The organism is Lelliottia sp. RWM.1, assembly GCF_016859735.1.
Taxonomy (GTDB): Bacteria; Pseudomonadota; Gammaproteobacteria; order Enterobacterales; family Enterobacteriaceae; genus Enterobacter.
Window position 1 is genome coordinate 113,978 of the sequence record NZ_WLVC01000006.1, and the last position, 16,789, is coordinate 130,766.

The 16,789-nt window shown below is 51.7% G+C and carries 15 protein-coding genes; 7 read left to right on the top strand and 8 right to left on the bottom strand.

Annotated elements, in window-relative coordinates; genetic code table 11:
* Nucleotides 1-97 precede the first annotated feature (97 nt).
* Together GF617_RS07555 and GF617_RS07560 are read left to right on the top strand one after the other, a co-directional pair.
* A complete protein-coding gene (locus GF617_RS07555) occupies nt 98-1,474 on the top strand; it encodes a diaminobutyrate--2-oxoglutarate transaminase (RefSeq protein WP_181620101.1) in 1,377 nt (458 codons plus the stop codon).
* A gap of 18 nt (nt 1,475-1,492) precedes the next feature.
* Nucleotides 1,493-2,959 (top strand): aspartate aminotransferase family protein, encoded by a 1,467-nt coding sequence (locus tag GF617_RS07560; RefSeq protein WP_203451423.1) that lies wholly within the window; start codon nt 1,493-1,495, stop codon nt 2,957-2,959.
* Between the two features lie 130 nt (nt 2,960-3,089).
* Here the strand turns inward: GF617_RS07560 and GF617_RS07565 are convergent, their stop codons facing one another.
* On the bottom strand, nt 3,090-5,288 hold the full coding sequence (locus GF617_RS07565) for a polysaccharide biosynthesis tyrosine autokinase (protein ID WP_375289760.1): 2,199 nt from the start codon (nt 5,286-5,288) through the stop codon (nt 3,090-3,092).
* Between the two features lie 527 nt (nt 5,289-5,815).
* Between GF617_RS07565 and GF617_RS07570 the strand changes: the two genes are divergently transcribed.
* Both GF617_RS07570 and GF617_RS07575 read left to right on the top strand, forming a co-directional pair.
* On the top strand, nt 5,816-6,148 hold the full coding sequence (locus GF617_RS07570) for an RcnB family protein (protein WP_181620103.1): 333 nt from the start codon (nt 5,816-5,818) through the stop codon (nt 6,146-6,148).
* Nucleotides 6,099-6,578, top strand: coding sequence for a GNAT family N-acetyltransferase (locus GF617_RS07575; protein ID WP_181620104.1), 480 nt, complete (start codon nt 6,099-6,101; stop codon nt 6,576-6,578). Before GF617_RS07570 ends, GF617_RS07575 begins: the two co-directional genes overlap by 50 nt.
* 31 nt (nt 6,579-6,609) lie before the next feature.
* Here the strand turns inward: GF617_RS07575 and apbC are convergent, their stop codons facing one another.
* On the bottom strand, nt 6,610-7,719 hold the full coding sequence (gene apbC / locus GF617_RS07580) for an iron-sulfur cluster carrier protein ApbC (RefSeq protein WP_203451425.1): 1,110 nt from the start codon (nt 7,717-7,719) through the stop codon (nt 6,610-6,612).
* 137 nt (nt 7,720-7,856) lie between these two features.
* Between apbC and metG the strand changes: the two genes are divergently transcribed.
* The gene (metG, locus tag GF617_RS07585) at nt 7,857-9,890 is read left to right on the top strand and encodes a methionine--tRNA ligase (RefSeq protein ID WP_203451426.1); all 2,034 of its coding nucleotides are present in this window, start codon (nt 7,857-7,859) and stop codon (nt 9,888-9,890) included.
* A 32-nt stretch (nt 9,891-9,922) separates the two neighbouring features.
* Here the strand turns inward: metG and GF617_RS07590 are convergent, their stop codons facing one another.
* Genes GF617_RS07590 through GF617_RS07600 form a run of 3 tightly spaced genes read right to left on the bottom strand, consistent with a single transcriptional unit; the run spans nt 9,923 to nt 12,839 of the window.
* Nucleotides 9,923-10,393: a DUF1456 family protein gene (locus tag GF617_RS07590; protein WP_203451427.1), complete on the bottom strand. Its 471-nt coding sequence runs from the start codon at nt 10,391-10,393 to the stop codon at nt 9,923-9,925.
* Nucleotides 10,394-10,440: 47 nt separating this feature from the next.
* Complete coding sequence (gene btsR, locus GF617_RS07595) at nt 10,441-11,160, bottom strand: two-component system response regulator BtsR (protein ID WP_181620108.1); 720 nt, start codon at nt 11,158-11,160, stop codon at nt 10,441-10,443.
* On the bottom strand, nt 11,154-12,839 hold the full coding sequence (locus GF617_RS07600; RefSeq protein WP_181620109.1) for a sensor histidine kinase: 1,686 nt from the start codon (nt 12,837-12,839) through the stop codon (nt 11,154-11,156). The genes btsR and GF617_RS07600 overlap by 7 nt, the downstream gene beginning before the upstream one ends.
* 218 nt (nt 12,840-13,057) lie before the next feature.
* Here GF617_RS07600 and mlrA point away from each other — a divergent pair, with 218 nt between their 5' ends.
* A complete protein-coding gene (gene mlrA, locus GF617_RS07605; RefSeq protein WP_181623805.1) occupies nt 13,058-13,798 on the top strand; it encodes an HTH-type transcriptional regulator MlrA in 741 nt (246 codons plus the stop codon).
* A gap of 70 nt (nt 13,799-13,868) precedes the next feature.
* On the top strand, nt 13,869-13,982 hold the full coding sequence (locus GF617_RS07610) for a protein YohO (RefSeq protein ID WP_010433613.1): 114 nt from the start codon (nt 13,869-13,871) through the stop codon (nt 13,980-13,982).
* On the opposite strand, the gene GF617_RS07615 is transcribed toward GF617_RS07610, so the two are convergent.
* From GF617_RS07615 to GF617_RS07625, 3 genes are read right to left on the bottom strand one after another with little or no spacing between them, the layout of a single operon-like run.
* Nucleotides 13,957-14,694, bottom strand: coding sequence for an ABC transporter permease (locus GF617_RS07615; RefSeq protein WP_203451428.1), 738 nt, complete (start codon nt 14,692-14,694; stop codon nt 13,957-13,959). The genes GF617_RS07610 and GF617_RS07615 overlap by 26 nt on opposite strands.
* Nucleotides 14,678-15,628, bottom strand: a complete 951-nt coding sequence (locus GF617_RS07620) for an ABC transporter ATP-binding protein (RefSeq protein ID WP_203451429.1) — start codon at nt 15,626-15,628, stop codon at nt 14,678-14,680. Before GF617_RS07620 ends, GF617_RS07615 begins: the two co-directional genes overlap by 17 nt.
* A complete protein-coding gene (locus GF617_RS07625; RefSeq protein WP_203451430.1) occupies nt 15,621-16,778 on the bottom strand; it encodes an ABC transporter permease in 1,158 nt (385 codons plus the stop codon). The genes GF617_RS07620 and GF617_RS07625 overlap by 8 nt, the downstream gene beginning before the upstream one ends.
* Nucleotides 16,779-16,789 lie beyond the last annotated feature (11 nt).

Genomic DNA, 16,789 nt, shown 5'->3' on the forward strand with positions numbered 1-16,789 from the left:
AGGCTCTATATTGGCGGCGTTTTTTCCATACCCCATCTGTTTTTTTAACTTTTTATTCAATCGTGGTACATAACGAAGCCGCGGTTGTAGGAGTGATATGATGACGGATAAAGTCCGTATTGACACCGTAGATGCCCATAAAAGCAACGAAACCTATCTGGCCCGTCAGGCCGAGTTTGAATCAAACGTCAGGAGTTATCCCCGCAAGCTGCCTTTAGCGATCACTAAAGCAGACGGCGTGTGGATCACCGATGCAGATAATAAAGAATACCTTGACTGTTTAGCCGGTGCAGGCACGCTTGCGCTTGGTCACAACCATCCTGATGTGCTGAAAAGCATCCAAAATGTCATTACCAGCGGCTTGCCGTTACATACATTGGATCTGACTACGCCGTTGAAAGACGCGTTTTCCGAATATTTGCTGTCTCTGCTGCCTGGTCAGGGCAAAGAGTATTGCCTGCAGTTCACCGGTCCATCCGGCGCAGATGCTGTTGAAGCAGCACTGAAGCTGGCAAAAAAAGTTACCGGCCGTAGCGGGATCATCAGTTTCTCTGGCGGTTATCACGGTATGACTCATGGCGCATTGTCCGTGACCGGCAACCTGTCTCCAAAAGAAGCGGTTGACGGTATGATGCCAGAAGTTCAGTTCATGCCTTACCCAAATCAGTACCGTTGCCCGCTGGGTATCGGTGGCGAAGCTGGCGTGAAAGCGCTGACCTACTACTTCGACAACCTGATTAACGACGTTGAAAGCGGCGTGCGCAAACCCGCTGCTGTGATCCTGGAAGCTGTTCAGGGCGAAGGTGGCGTGAACCCGGCTCCGGCTGAGTGGCTGCAGCGCATCCGTAAAGTGACACAGGAACACGGTATTCTGTTGATCCTCGACGAAGTGCAGGCTGGCTTTGCCCGTACTGGTAAGTTCTTCGCCTTCGAACACGCGGGTATTGAGCCTGACATCATCGTGATGTCTAAAGCCGTTGGTGGCGGTCTGCCACTGGCCGTTCTCGGCATCAAGAAACAGTTCGATGCATGGGCTCCAGGCCACCATACCGGTACTTTCCGTGGCAACCAGCTCGCTATGGCGACCGGTCTGACCACGCTGAAAATCCTGAAAGACCAGAACATTGCTGGCAAAGTTGCTGCGCAAGGCGAATGGCTGAAAGCACAGCTGGCTGAACTGCAAAAACGTTATCCAGTGATCGGTCACGTACGCGGTCTGGGTATGATGATCGGTATCGAGATCGTTAAACCAAACGAGCCAGCTGACCATATGGGTTGCTTCCCTGGTGATGGTGAGCTCTCCGCACTGATTCAGAAGAAGTGCTTCGAAGCCGGTCTGATTCTGGAACGTGGTGGTCGCAACGGCGTTGTACTGCGTCTGCTGCCGTCCCTGCTTATCAGCAACGATGAGCTGAAAATCTTCCTGGATAAATTCGAGCAGGCACTGCTTGCTGCGGGCGTTCGCCCGGTATAACCGGAGTTGTTGAATACGATGTCTGATTCAAACCCAATTTTGTTCTCGTCCGCCCAAAGCATTGAAGCTTACCAGCAGGCGATTGAACAAAGCACTCAGGCTGTTATGCAGTGGCTAAAACAGCCTGAGATGTACCAGGGCAAAACGGTCGCGCAGTTGCGCGACCGTATTAAGCTGGATTTCAACCCGAAAGGACTGGGCAACGAAGCGGCGATTGAACGCGCTGTTGAGTTCTTCCTGAAAGACAGTCTGTCCGTCCATCACCCGCAATGTGTGGCACACCTGCACTGCCCTAGCCTGGTCGTAAGCCAGGCAGCGGAAGTGCTGATTAATGCCACCAACCAGAGCATGGACTCCTGGGATCAGAGCCCGTCCGCAACCATTATTGAGATCAAACTGATCGAATGGCTGCGTACCCGTGTAGGTTATCAGGCTGGCGACGCAGGTGTATTCACCAGTGGCGGAACTCAGAGCAACCTGATGGGCCTGATGTTGGCTCGTGATGCGTTCTTTGCACGCCAGGGCCACTCCGTCCAGCAGAATGGTCTGGTGGGCGATCTGCGTAAGATCCGTGTACTGTGCTCTGAAAACGCGCACTTCTCCGTACAGAAAAACATGGCGCTGATGGGTCTGGGCTACCAGTCTGTCACGCTGGTGAAAACCGACGAGTTTTCACGCATGGACCTTAACGATCTGGCGGCGAAAATTGATCAGTGCAACGCTAACGGCGAACAGATTCTGGCGATTGTTGCCACTGCAGGCACAACTGATGCGGGGGCTATCGACCCACTGCGTGAGATTGCTGAGCTGGCAGCGAAGCAGAATATCTGGGTTCACGTCGATGCGGCCTGGGGTGGTGCGCTGCTGATGTCTGAGCAGTATCGTCACTATCTGGATGGCATTGAACTTGTCGATTCCATTACCCTGGACTTCCACAAGCAGTTCTTCCAGACCATCAGTTGCGGCGCATTCCTGCTGAAAGAAGCGCGTCACTACGAGCTGATGCGCTATCAGGCGGCTTATCTGAACTCCGAGTTTGATGAAGAAGCGGGCGTCCCGAACCTGGTTTCTAAATCACTGCAAACGACGCGCCGTTTCGATGCGCTGAAACTGTGGATGAGCCTGGAAGCGCTGGGTCAGGAGCAATATGCGGCAATCATCGATCACGGCGTCACGCTGGCACAGCAGGTTGCCGCTTACGTCAACGATCAGTCTGCGCTGGAACTGGTGATGAAGCCACAGCTAGCAAGCGTGCTGTTCCGTTTCCGTCCGCAAGTACGGATGGACGATGCGAACATTGCATTACTTAATCAGAAGATTGGTGATGCGCTGCTGGAGTCGGGTCGCGCTAACGTGGGCGTGACGGAGCACAACGGCATAACCTGTCTGAAGCTCACCCTGCTGAACCCAACCGTCACGCTGGATGATGTAAAAACCCTGCTGTCACTGGTTGAACGTACTGCGACGGAAGTAATGGCGAAGTAAGCTGTTCTTTCCAGTCGCACTGCTGAACTGCACCCGAAAAGTTGGGTAATCAACTGAATTAGGGTGCAGTTTTTTTATGACTGTCATACTCGTATTTTGTCAAAAGGAATGGCGGTTACGCCTTTCTTTTTCAGACCGGGACGTCGCGTTTACCATAGTGGCTATAGCCTGCACCATATTTATTCGCAGCAGATTTCACCACATCATTCAAAATAGTCCCGCTAACCTCGACGCCAGCCTGGTGTAAACGTTTCATACTGATTTCTATCTCTTTCACACTGGTCATACCATGACGGGCAATCAGAATCGTTAAGGCCCCCATCCTTCCAACCACTGTTGCATCCGTTACTGCGAGTACCGGTGGCGTATCGACGATAACCATGTCGTAGCGTTCATTCACCCACATCAGCAACGACTGAAATACCTCTCCCATCAACAATTCGGAAGGGTTTTCCGGCGGCTGGCCGCAGGTTATTACATCGATATCCCCATCGGTATACCGCTGAATAGCGTTCTGATAGCTGGAGTTGCCCATCAGTACTTCAGCCAGCCCGCAGCGATTACTCAGAGAAAAGATGTCATGTGCATACCCTTTACGCATATCGGCATCGATGAACAGCACCTTTAACTCCGCCTGCGCCACAATAGCCGCCAGCGAGGTACTGATAAGTGTCTTACCACAGTTCTGGGTTGGCCCCGAAACCATCACAATGCGGTTAACAGAGCCCATCAGGGCGAAATGCAAGCGGGTACGCAGCCCACGGATAGACTCAATCACAACATCATGAGGATGGGCAACAGGTAAAAAAGGGACATGTCTGGTTTTGTGCTGCCAGTTACCCTGGAAGAGGTGCTTGCGACGTAAGTGTGTTTTACGCCATAACCAGTCGGAGTGCGGTACAGTAGCAAGAATACTAATCCCTCTTGCTTCCAGCTGCTCTGGTGAATTGATTCCTCTGCGCAAAGCCATGCGAAGGATCACCACCACTGCGGATAATAGAAATCCTAGCAGTGCTCCACAAGCGACAATCAGCCCCTTTTTGGGCTCCACAGGAGTCGATAGCGTCTGGGCAGCATCAATAATGCGTACATTACCCATCGCGCTGGATCGCGAGAGGCTCAATTCTTGCTGGCGTGTCAGGAGGTGTTGATAAACAGCACTTCCGGAATCAACATCCCGGCTAAGACGAATAATCGCCTGCTGAATTAAGGGTAATTCCGACACTTTTTTGTTTAATCTCGACTTCGTTGCTTCGAGCGCGTTCCGCTTTTCGATCAATGAACGATATACCGGATGAGACTTACTGTAACGCTGCGCAATGTCCGCTTCGCGGAGTGTGAGCTCATTAATGTGATTATTAATATTCACAATCTGTTCCAGTACAGATTTTGTTTCCAGGGTTAAATCAACCGAATTGCGCTGCTGTCGATAGCGATTTAATTGCTCTTCTGACTTAACGAGTTCTCGCTGAATCTCCGGTATATACTGCTGTAAAAAGTTGAGCCGTCGTGTATCACGTAGGGCCTGGCGATCGACGTTTTGTTGCAGATAGTTCTCCGTAATAGCGTTTAACGTTCTGGTGATGAGCATCGGATCGGCTCCCGTCAACGAAAGCTTAAGCACGCCACTCTGTTTAACGGTTTCTGTTACTGTGAACGCTTTACTGAGTGCACTAATAGCCTCAAGCGTTGGTATTTCTTTCAGAGTAAACTGTACGCCGGGTCTCGCGGTCAACTCACTGACCTCAATAATCACACCGCCTTTTTCTAGCGTTTCCCCTACTCGACCTTGCGCATGAAAATCCTTACCCTCAACCCGATACTCACCTTCCTTACCGGCTGTGATGGTGAACTCGCGGGAATCGTCGTCCCCCCAAGGGAGATAAACACGACCCATAACGATGCGACCCGCATGCTGACCCGTCATCTTCGCCCAGACTCGCCCGACAACAGGAAGCCAGTCCCGGCTAACTTCATATTTAAGGCCCAAATCGTCAACCGTCTTACCAAGTATCATGCGGGACTTAAGTAGCATCATGTCCGGCGCGGCATCTGGCGCAAGTTCTGAATTCATTTGGGTGAGACGTTTAAGCACATTATTATTCTGCTTCCCCACGACCTGTACTAAGGCATCGGCTTTATAAACGGGCGTGGCGCTGACAACATAAAGTGAAGTGCATATCGTGAGTAAGAGAGTCATGCAAAGAATAAAAATACGATTATCGAAAAGCTCACCCAAAAGTCGAACCAGATCCAGAGTCTGATTTCCATTCGTATTTTTATACTGATGTGTAGAATTTGACGACATTAAAAATACATTCCTTTTCATTCGTCGAAGGCGTTTCAGCACAGCGTTAAGCTCGTGCTCCCTGCGTTTTCTAAGGTATCCCTCTGCTGCGATCACAACCGTTCATATTCACCATGTAAATATATAACCCGGATTCCGATGAAATTATGCAGCGCGCGGATTCTTACCTCTTCATCGATAAGAACATCTTTTCTGTTTTTGTTATTCAGAAGGAATTCATTATTTAAATAAAAAATAAAGCAACACTCCCTTTCATTATGTTAATTCTTATCAGATGTTATGAATACCGTTAATAATGCACATCAGAATGATTTCAGAAATTTTCAGAATTCGGCTCAAAACCATTTAGAGAGCAAATATAAATAAGATCTTTCATTCACCCCCAGAAAGATTGCTCTTTCTAGATAGCTACAGAAAACTGTCCAGTTTTGTTACATTTTTTTTCAAACATACCCTACTGTGATACTTAGAATAGGACGTCTGCCACACAGTCATGGTTATGAAACAGCAGACTGAATGCATCAGTAAACGGGTTAACTGGAGAAAAAATGGCTAAGTATAAATTGCTGCTTCTGGGTGTTGTGATGTCACTGACGGGTGTCGCGCATTCAGCCCCGCAAACGGCATCTGCGCCTTCTGGCATCAAAGCTTACGAAGAACAAGAGTTCATTGCCGATTTCACAAAATTCAAGATTGGCGACACGGCTCCCGCGTTGTATCAGACACCTGAATACACCATCAAACAGTATCAGTTACGTAATCTTCCTGCCCCAGATGCAGGTACTCACTGGACCTACATGGGTGAAAACTACGTCCTGATTGGCGACGCGGATGGCAAAATTTACAAAGCCTATAACGGAGATATCTTCTATCACCGCTGATACCATTACCGTCCGTCCGTGGCAGGAAAGCGATCGTCCTTTCCTGCGCACGCTTTACCTGCATGCCCGACGTGAGGCATGGCCCTGGCTGGAAAGTGATGCATGGAAGCTCGAAGATTTCGACGAGGCAACACGCGACGAACAGATCTGGGTTGCGCTTCAGGATGGCCACCGGGTAGGTTTTGCCTCAGTCTGGACGAACGATAACTTTCTGCACAATCTCTTTGTCGACCCACATTATCAGCATCTTGGGGTGGGTCGTTTACTGCTGAAACAGGCGCAGAAAACATTCACCAGCACCGGCGCATTAAAATGTTTAGTCAGGAATGAACGGGCTGTGGCGTTTTATCAGCATCATGGCTGGCACATTGAGGCTCGCGGTGATTCACCGGATGGAGCGTACTATTTGATGCATTATCGGCTGCGTTAACTAGCCGGGTATTGTTACCCGGCTACAAGGGTTACACCGCGCGGAAGGCAATTTCACTCGGAATGACTTCGCCTTGCCAGTAAAGTTGCGCCGCAACACGCCCCGCCAGTTGACGATACATCTCAGCAAACTCGCTATCCGGACGACTCACCACCGTCGGTTTCCCGCTATCCAGATCTTCACGCAACGTAATGTGTAATGGCATCTGTCCAAGCAGTTGTGTGTGATACTGCGCAGCCAGCTTCTCCGCCCCATCGGTCCCAAAAATAGGCTCATGGTGTCCGCAATTGCTACAGATGTGCATACTCATATTCTCGACAATACCGAGCACCGGTACGTCTACTTTCTCGAACATGACAATGCCTTTTTTGGCATCAATCAGCGCAATATCCTGCGGTGTTGTCACCACAACCGCGCCCGTCACCGGAATGTTCTGCGCCAGCGTCAACTGGATATCACCCGTACCCGGCGGCATATCCAGCACCAGATAATCGAGATCCGGCCACAGAGTTTCCTGCAACATTTGCAACAGCGCTTTGCTGGCCATCGGGCCACGCCATACCATGGCATTATCATCGGTCACGAGATAACCAATGGAGTTAGTTGCCAGGCCATGCGCCATGATCGGCGCCATGTGCGTGCCATCTGGTGACGTCGGACGCTGATTTTCCGCGCCCAGCATATTAGGAATCGATGGGCCGTAGATATCGGCATCCAGAATACCGACTTTCGCCCCTTCAGCGGCCAGCGCCAGCGCCAGATTTACCGCCGTAGAAGATTTACCCACCCCTCCCTTGCCTGAACTGATGGCAATGATGTTTTTCACACCATTAACACCCGGCTGATTTTTCACCCGTTTCAGCGTAGCGATGCTGTGGGACAGCTTCCAGTCAATGGCTTTTGCCCCAGTGATACGGAGCAGATCTGCACTGCATTGCTCTTTCAACGTATCAAAGGCGCTGGCAAAAACGAACGGCATCTGCAGCTCGATATGCAACGTATCATCCAGCCACGCAACGTGGTGCAGCGCTTTCAGCGTAGTGAGGTTGTGTTTCAGGGTTGGATGCTGAAAATTAGCCAGTATCCCGGCAACCATTGCTCGTAAGACTTCCGGTGATTTGGCCTGGGATTGAGAACTCATCCCGACTCCTTTGTTCTTGTGAATAAGACCTTAGTTGAACAAGTTTACCTGAAAGGCCGTGGTTTGTGCTTACTTAATAATGACCCTTTTGGTAATATCAAAAGCCCTTTTCACTGTTAAAAGAAGTAATGTCCACTATGACTCAAGTCGCGAAGAAAATTCTGGTAACGTGCGCACTGCCGTACGCCAACGGCTCAATCCACCTCGGCCACATGCTGGAGCATATCCAGGCTGATGTCTGGGTCCGTTACCAACGAATGCGCGGCCATCAGGTTAACTTCATCTGTGCGGACGACGCCCATGGCACGCCGATTATGCTGAAAGCTCAGCAACTGGGTATTTCACCAGAACAGATGATTGCCGAAATGAGTCAGGAACATCAGACTGATTTTGCAGGCTTTGACATCAGCTACGACAATTATCATTCCACGCACAGCGAGGAAAACCGTGAGCTGTCTGAGCTGATTTACACCCGCCTGAAAGAGAACGGTTTTATTAAAAACCGCACTATCTCTCAGTTGTACGATCCGGAAAAAGGCATGTTCCTGCCAGACCGTTTCGTGAAAGGCACGTGCCCGAAATGTAAGTCACCAGACCAGTACGGCGATAACTGCGAAGTGTGTGGTGCAACCTATAGCCCAACCGAGCTTATTGAACCGAAATCAGTCGTGTCGGGTGCTACTCCCGTCATGCGTGACTCTGAGCATTTCTTCTTTGACCTGCCATCTTTCAGCGAAATGCTACAGGCCTGGACCCGTAGCGGTGCATTGCAGGAGCAGGTTGCCAACAAAATGCAGGAGTGGTTCGAATCCGGTCTTCAGCAATGGGATATCTCCCGTGATGCGCCATACTTCGGTTTCGAAATTCCGAACGCGCCGGGCAAATATTTCTACGTCTGGCTGGATGCACCAATCGGTTACATGGGCTCCTTCAAGAATCTGTGCGACAAACGCGGCGATACCACCAGCTTTGACGACTACTGGAAGAAAGATTCCGACGCGGAACTGTACCACTTCATCGGGAAAGATATCGTTTACTTCCACAGCCTGTTCTGGCCTGCAATGCTGGAAGGCAGCGGTTTCCGTAAGCCAACCAACCTCTTCGTTCATGGCTATGTCACGGTAAACGGCGCGAAGATGTCCAAATCTCGCGGAACGTTCATCAAAGCCAGCACCTGGCTGAATCACTTTGATGCTGACAGCCTGCGTTACTACTACACCGCGAAGCTCTCTTCTCGCATCGACGATATCGACCTGAATCTGGAAGATTTCGTACAGCGTGTGAATGCAGACATCGTGAACAAAGTGGTGAACCTGGCGTCCCGTAATGCCGGATTTATCGCGAAGCGTTTTGACGGCGTGATGGCCTCTGAACTGGCTGACCCGGTACTGTACAAAACCTTCACTGATGCAGCCACCACCATTGGCGAAGCGTGGGAAGCACGTGAGTTTGGTAAAGCGGTGCGCGAGATCATGGCGCTGGCAGACCTGGCTAACCGCTATGTGGATGAGCAAGCACCGTGGGTTGTCGCAAAACAGGAAGGCCGTGATGCTGACCTGCAGGCGATCTGCTCTATGGGTATCAATCTGTTCCGTGTCCTGATGACGTACCTGAAGCCGGCTCTGCCAAATCTGGCTGAACGCGCTGAAGCATTCCTGAACACTGAACTGACCTGGGATGCCATCGCACAGCCTCTGCTCGGACACAAAGTGAATACGTTTAAAGCCCTGTACAACCGTATCGAGATGAAACAGGTTGAAGCGCTGGTGGAAGCGTCCAAAGAAGAAGTGAAGGCAGCCGCTGCACCGGTAACGGGGCCACTGGCTGACGATCCGATTCAGGAAACCATCACCTTTGATGATTTTGCCAAAGTTGATCTGCGCGTGGCGCTGATTGAAAACGCGGAATTCGTTGAAGGCTCCGACAAACTGTTACGTTTGACACTGGATCTGGGTGGAGAGAAACGTAACGTCTTCTCCGGTATTCGTTCAGCCTATCCTGACCCGCAGGTACTGGTTGGCCGCCAGACGGTGATGGTCGCTAACCTTGCGCCACGCAAAATGCGCTTTGGTATCTCTGAAGGCATGGTCATGGCCGCAGGCCCTGGTGGGAAAGATATCTTCCTGTTAAGCCCTGATGAAGGCGCGAAGCCAGGCCAGCAGGTGAAATAATAAAAAAAGCCGGAGATAATCTCCGGCTTTTTTTATGGCTGAGGATGATGAACCCGGTGGGTCAATCCGCGCAGGAAATTACGCAAAAATTGGTCGCCACATTCGCGGTAATTTTTGTGGTCCGGCGCGCGCATCATGGCGGTAATTTCCGGCACTGACACGCGATACTTCTGTTCGGTCATGATCGCCACGATATCATCGGTTTTCAGGGAAAACGCGATACGCAGCTTTTTCAGCACCGTATTGTTGTTAACACGACGCTCAAGCGCCAGCTCAGGCGCAGATTCATCTCTGCCACGTTTCTCATAAATAAGCCCGTTCAGGAAACCTGACAGGATGATATCAGGACAACGAACAAACCCGTCCTCATCCTCTTTTGTCATCCAGGTATCAAACCCGGCAGACGTTGATTCCATGTCGGCAAGCGCCAGAATGCGCACCAGATCGTTATTGTTTGCTTTCAGGGTGTAGCGCAGGCTACGGAGAATGTCATTACTTAGCATGAGTGCCTTTAACTGTCGGTGATGCAATGACGCGCAGTGTACCAGTTTTACAGCCCAATCGCCTCTTTCAAACTTTTCAGATATCGGCGGCTCACGGGGACAGTTTGCCCGGCGCGAAGCACTAGCTCGGCCTGACCGTTATCTTCAAGGCGAATCTCTTTAAGATGAGCCATGTTCACCAGATACTGTCGATGGCAGCGGATCAACGGCGTACGACTTTCCAGTGTGCGCAACGTCAGTTCCGTAAAACCTTCGTTACCTTCAGCACTGGTAACATACACGCCACTCATGCGGCTGCTGACAAAAGCAACGTCGTCCATTTGCAGAAGATAAATGCGGCTATGACCCGTACAGGGGATAAATTTGAGCGGCTGCTGGTGCTCAGGCAGAAGCGTCACATCCTGCACGGCACGCTCCTGGCGTAAACGACTCAGCGTCTTTTCAAGCCGTTTTTCTTCAATCGGTTTAAGCAGATAATCAAAAGCATGTTCTTCAAAAGCCTTCACTGCATATTCATCGAAGGCCGTCAGAAACACAATGTACGGTCGATGTTCAGGATCAAGCATTCCAACCATTTCCAGGCCACTGATTCGCGGCATCTGGATGTCGAGAAACAGGACATCCGGGCGCAGTTTGTGAACGGCTCCAATCGCTTCAATGGCATTTGCACATTCGCCCACCACGTCGATATCGCTGTGCTCCTGCAACAGCACACGCAGATTTTCCCGTGCTAACGGCTCGTCATCAACAATCAGCACTCTCAGCATGCATCTTCCTCCAGCGGCAATCGTAATGTAATACGGGTAAATCTGTCCGGTTCACAGGCCACGGAAATCCCACAACCGTCGCCAAAGTGGGCACGAAGGCGTTTATCCACCAGGCTCATGCCCAATCCTCCAGACGTCGTCGGCTGGTACAACCCGGCATTGTCTTCAATATCGAGGACCAGATAGTGGTTAAAACGACTGGCAGAAAGGCTGATCACCCCAGTGCCCAACAATTGAGACGTACCATGCTTAATGGCGTTTTCCACGATCGGTTGCAAGGTAAATGCCGGAAGATGTTGTGACGCTAACTCATCCGGAATGAATAACGATACCTGCAAACGCGACTGAAAACGGGCCTTCTCGATTTGGAGATAGGCATTCACATGTTCAATTTCATCGGCCAGGGTAACAATTTCCGATGGACGCTTCAGGTTCTTGCGGAAAAATGTCGACAAAAACTGGACTAACTGCGCGGCCTGATCGCTGTCACGGCGAATCACCGCTTTAAGCGTGTTCAGCGCATTAAACAAGAAATGCGGGTTCACCTGTGCATGCAGCAACTTAATCTCTGATTGGGTTAAAAGCGCTTTTTGCCGCTCATATTGTCCTGCCAGAATTTGCGCCGACAAAAGTTGCGCAATCCCCTCGCCTAACGTGCGATTGATAGAACTGAACAGACGGTTTTTCGCCTCGTAAAGCTTAATGGTCCCCATCACCCGATTGTTTTCTCCTCGCAGCGGGATCACCAGTGTCGAGCCCAGCTTACACTGTGGATGCAACGAACAACGGTATGGCACTTCGTTACCATCGGCATAGACTACCTCGCCAGTTTCGATAGCGCGAAGCGTATAAGAGGACGAAATTGGTCTACCTGGCAGGTGATGGTCATCCCCGGTTCCGGTAAACGCCAGTAGCTTTTCCCGATCGGTTATCGCGACTGCGCCAATATCCAGCTCCTTATAGAGAACCTGAGCTACCTTCATGCTGTTTTCTTCGTTAAACCCCTGTCGCAAAATACCTTCCGTCGATGCTGCCACCTTTAACGCCGTCGCAGAAAACGCCGAGGTGTATTTCTCGAACATCGCACGCTTATCAAGCAGAATACGCATGAAGAGTGCCGCCCCCACGGTGTTCGTCACCATCATCGGCGCGGCAATGCTGTTGACCAGATGCAGCGCATCTTCATAGGGACGCGCAATCAGCAGGATAATCAGCATTTGCACCAACTCGGCAACAAAGGTAATTGCACCAGCTGTAATCGGGCTAAACACCTTATCCGTTCGGCCACGTTTGATCATATAACTGTGTACAAGACCGCCCAGCAGCCCTTCAACAATCGTCGAGATCATGCAGCTCAGCGCTGTCATGCCCCCCATAGAATAACGGTGAAGTCCGCCCGTTAACCCCACGAGCCCACCGACTACGGGACCGCCGAGCAGACCGCCCATCACCGCACCGATCGCACGCGTATTGGCAATCGAATCTTCGATGTGGAGACCAAACCAGGTCCCCATGATGCAGAAAATGGAAAAAACGACGTAACAGAGAAACTTGTGCGGCAGACGTACGGTGACTTGCATCAGTGGGATGAACAGACGCGTTTTACTCATCAGCCATGCGATGACCAGAAATACACACATCTGCTGGAGCAGCAACAACACCAGGTTAAACTCGTACATACCCACAAACCGCGCGTTTCAAAAACGCGTAACATACACTGATGTGGTTTAACTTTCTTTGAAGCACACCAAAAAAGGTGTAAACCGTGTTCGCAATCACACCTTTTTCAGAAAATAACCTGAGCGTCGCATTATTTGTTCAAAATTCGGGCAATTCTTCCTGGTTCGCCAAACTGGGTCTACAGTTAAGCTGGGGACGCGCAAGCCAGGGGGCGAATATGGCGCTTTACACGATAGGTGAAGTGGCACTCCTTTGTGATATCAATCCCGTGACGCTACGAGCATGGCAGCGACGGTATGGATTACTCAAACCGCAGCGAACAGACGGTGGTCATCGTCTTTTCAACGATGCTGATATTGAGCGGATCCGTGAGATCAAAAGTTGGATCGATAACGGTGTCCAGGTCGGTAAAGTGAAATCATTGCTCAGCCAGGACGATCCTGATACGCAACATATCTGGCGCGAACAACAGGAAACACTGCTGCGTCTCCTGCAGGCAGGTAACCTGCAGCGCCTGCGTGCGTGGATAAAAGAGCAAGGCCGCGACTATCCCGCGCAAACGTTAATCTCCCGTCTGTTCATTCCCTTACGCCGCCGTCTTCAGTGCCAGCAGCCGACGCTACAGGCACTGCTCAGTATGCTTGACGGCGTTCTCATTAATTACATTTCTGTGTGTCTTGCATCAGCAAGAAATAAGAATAATAAAGATGCGCTGGTCGTCGGGTGGAATGTGCATGACACCACCCGTTTGTGGCTTGAAGCATGGATTGCCACACAGCAGGGCTGGCGCGTCGATGTGCTGGCACATTCATTAGCGCAATTACGCCCGGAGTTGTTCGATGGGCAGACATTGCTGGTCTGGTGCGGTGAAGTCCCAAGCGCAGCGCAGCAGCAACTGCTTACAGAATGGCGTGAACACGGTTATCCGGTTTACGCACTTGGGCCTAACGAGCCGTAACGGCATTTAATGGTTCATTAACAGCTACGCTTCACCGTATAATTGCTTCGTTAACAACAGGAGCACATGTATGAAGGCAACCAAACTGGCCGTAATCACTCTTTTCGTCCTCATGGCCGTTAGCGGTATCGGTGGCGTTATGCTGGCTGGATACTCGTTTATTGTTCGTGGCGGTGTCGGTTGAGATAACTCGCCAGGCGCTCAAACCCCCGATCGACCACAATCGCTGTCAGTGCAACCAGTACCGCCCCCTGCACAATATAGGCCGTATTGAATCCGCTTAACCCGATAATTATGGGTGTGCCAAGCGTATTTGCACCAACCGTTGACGCGATGGTCGCCGTCCCTATGTTGATAATCACAGACGTGCGAATTCCGGCGATAATAACCGGTGCGGCAAGCGGCAGTTCAACATGGCGAAAACGCTGCCAGCCACTCATTCCCATCCCCTCAGCCACGCTCATCACCGAGGCAGGAACCGCCGATATTCCGGCCAGCGTGCCTTGTAAAATAGGCAGCACGCCATACAAAATAAGTGCAATGATTGCCGGCGTCTGACCAAAACCAATGACCGGAACCGCGATGGCCAGAACCGCCACGGGTGGAAAGGTCTGGCCGATGGCGGCAATGGTTTCGACCAGTGGACGAAACTCTCTGCCTGAGGGGCGCGTCACTGCAACGCCTGCCCCCACCCCTAATACAACGGCTGTAACACTTGAAACCGCCACCAGCCAGAAATGTGCCAGCGTCAGATTGATAAAACTCTCCTGTTGATAAACCGGTCGCGGCAGCCCCGGAAAAAGCGCGCTAAAAAGACCAGCGCTATGCGGCATCAGAAATAATAGCGCCACAAACAGCGCCACCAGCCAAACCAGCGGTTCACGCATCCACTTCATGGCCGACCTCCCCTGTCAGCAGATCACGAAAATGGAGCGCACCACACACACTGCCCAGTGCATCCACAACGGGCAGAACATCACATTGCCGAGCGACAAACGCGGATAATGCATCGCGCAGGCTCATCTGTACCTGCAAGGGTTCGCCATCGATATGCATTCCCGGGGGTCGCAAGTAATCACCTACGGTGCGCAGCGAAAGTAACCTGACCCCCAATTCACTGCGGCCAAAAAAATCACGCACAAAATCGGTTGCAGGTTGGGTTAAAAGCGTCAGCGGCGCTCCCTGCTGTATCACTTCACCGTTATCCATCAGGATCAGTCGATCGCCAAGCCGCAGTGCCTCATCAATATCGTGCGTAACCAGAATGATCGTCCGCCCAAGGATCCGGTGAATGCGCGTCATCTCGGCCTGTAACGCACTCCGTGTCACCGGGTCCAGCGCGCCAAAAGGTTCATCCATCAGCAACACCTGCGGGTTCGCTGCAAGTGCTCGCGCCACGCCCACACGCTGTTGCTGCCCACCAGAAAGCTGATGTGGATAGCGATCGCGCAAAGCCGGTTCTAACCCCAGCAGTGCCATCAGCTCATCAACACGTTCGGCAATTTTCTGCCGTGTCCATTTTTCCAGTTGCGGTACGGTGGCGATATTTTGCGCGACCGTCCAGTGAGGGAACAAGCCGATAGACTGAATGGCGTAGCCCATACGACGACGTAACTCCAGCGCGGGCACACTGCGGATCTCTTCCCCTGCAAAGCGGATGAGTCCGCTGTCATGCTCAATGAGCCGGTTGATCATCTTAAGCGTGGTTGATTTTCCCGATCCCGATGTCCCAATCAGGACAGAAAACGCCCCTTCCTCAAAATGCAGGTTCAGATGGCTCACCGCCGGACGGCCAGCAAAGTGTTTGCTGACATCATGAAATTCAATCATTGCCTCTCCCCTTGAGCAACGCGAGCCACAAGGCAAACAGCGCATCCACCACAACAGCCAGTGCAACGGTTGGAATAACGCCCAGCAGCACCAGATCCAGTGCGCTACTCAGCAGCCCCTGAAATACCAGGGCGCCAAACCCACCCGCACCGATTAACGCTGCGATTACCGCCATACCCACCGTCTGGACGGTCACTACCCGCAAGCTACGAAGCAGTAATGGCAACGCAATCGGGAGCTGCACTTGCCAAAAACACTGGCGGGTACTCATCCCCATTGCCTGCGCGCTTTCCAGTACATCCGGTGACACCTGGCTCAACCCAGCGACAACCCCACGCACCAACGGTAATAGCGCATAAAGCACCAGTGCAATAAGGGCTGGCATAAGCCCCGTCCCGCCTATACCCAAAGATGCCAGTACCGGAAACGCCTTCACCAGCCCCGCCAGAGGCGCAATTAACACACCAAACAGGGCAACAGAAGGAATAGTCTGGATAACGTTCAAAATGGCAAACACGGTTCCCTGACGTCCAGGATGACGATAACAGCCGATGCCCAGCGGCAAACCCATCAATAATGCCGGGAACAGCGTGCCCAGCAGCAGTGTCAGATGTTGCACCAGCGCATCATTAAATACCTCCTGGCGGTTGGCATACTCCTTTAACAGCGACAGCTGGTTCAGTTCACCGCTAAACAGCAGCAGCAATGGAAAACACCAGACTTGTGCATTCAGCACCCAACGCCAAACTGACTGTGCTGTTAGCCGCCGAATGACATCACTGCAGACAAGCAGGCATAACGCCATCCACAGCCACAACCCACTGCCGACGGAGGTCCTCGCAAGTGGACTTTCAACGGTGCTCAGATGTGTCGCCGCAAGTCCGGCCCCCCAAACCAGCACAGCAAACACCCCTTCACCGATGAAAAGCGTCAGCCACTGCGCCATACGCCCAGGACATAGGGATAAACCGATGAAAACCCCCAGCACCACAAGCAGGAATCCCGGGGGGAACGACCAGATCTGCCAGATCGCCCGCCCTTCGCCCGACACCAGGCGATTAGGCGCGACATTGACAAACGGCAATGTAACGGCTGCGGCAGCAATACACGCCAGAAGCAGCAGTACGCGGTTATGACATTTTATTGGCACAGACCTGTCCT

Excerpts from the sequence above, each read along its gene's own strand:
- GF617_RS07555 (WP_181620101.1), top strand. The coding sequence starts at position 98 with ATGATGACGGATAAAGTCCGTATTGACACCGTAGATGCCCATAAAAGC.
- GF617_RS07560 (WP_203451423.1), top strand. The coding sequence starts at position 1,493 with ATGTCTGATTCAAACCCAATTTTGTTCTCGTCCGCCCAAAGCATTGAA.
- GF617_RS07565 (WP_375289760.1), bottom strand. The coding sequence starts at position 5,288 with ATGAAAAGGAATGTATTTTTAATGTCGTCAAATTCTACACATCAGTAT.
- GF617_RS07570 (WP_181620103.1), top strand. The coding sequence starts at position 5,816 with ATGGCTAAGTATAAATTGCTGCTTCTGGGTGTTGTGATGTCACTGACG.
- GF617_RS07575 (WP_181620104.1), top strand. The coding sequence starts at position 6,099 with ATGGCAAAATTTACAAAGCCTATAACGGAGATATCTTCTATCACCGCT.
- apbC (WP_203451425.1), bottom strand. The coding sequence starts at position 7,719 with ATGAGTTCTCAATCCCAGGCCAAATCACCGGAAGTCTTACGAGCAATG.
- metG (WP_203451426.1), top strand. The coding sequence starts at position 7,857 with ATGACTCAAGTCGCGAAGAAAATTCTGGTAACGTGCGCACTGCCGTAC.
- GF617_RS07590 (WP_203451427.1), bottom strand. The coding sequence starts at position 10,393 with ATGCTAAGTAATGACATTCTCCGTAGCCTGCGCTACACCCTGAAAGCA.
- btsR (WP_181620108.1), bottom strand. The coding sequence starts at position 11,160 with ATGCTGAGAGTGCTGATTGTTGATGACGAGCCGTTAGCACGGGAAAAT.
- GF617_RS07600 (WP_181620109.1), bottom strand. The coding sequence starts at position 12,839 with ATGTACGAGTTTAACCTGGTGTTGTTGCTGCTCCAGCAGATGTGTGTA.
- mlrA (WP_181623805.1), top strand. The coding sequence starts at position 13,058 with ATGGCGCTTTACACGATAGGTGAAGTGGCACTCCTTTGTGATATCAAT.
- GF617_RS07610 (WP_010433613.1), top strand. The coding sequence starts at position 13,869 with ATGAAGGCAACCAAACTGGCCGTAATCACTCTTTTCGTCCTCATGGCC.
- GF617_RS07615 (WP_203451428.1), bottom strand. The coding sequence starts at position 14,694 with ATGAAGTGGATGCGTGAACCGCTGGTTTGGCTGGTGGCGCTGTTTGTG.
- GF617_RS07620 (WP_203451429.1), bottom strand. The coding sequence starts at position 15,628 with ATGATTGAATTTCATGATGTCAGCAAACACTTTGCTGGCCGTCCGGCG.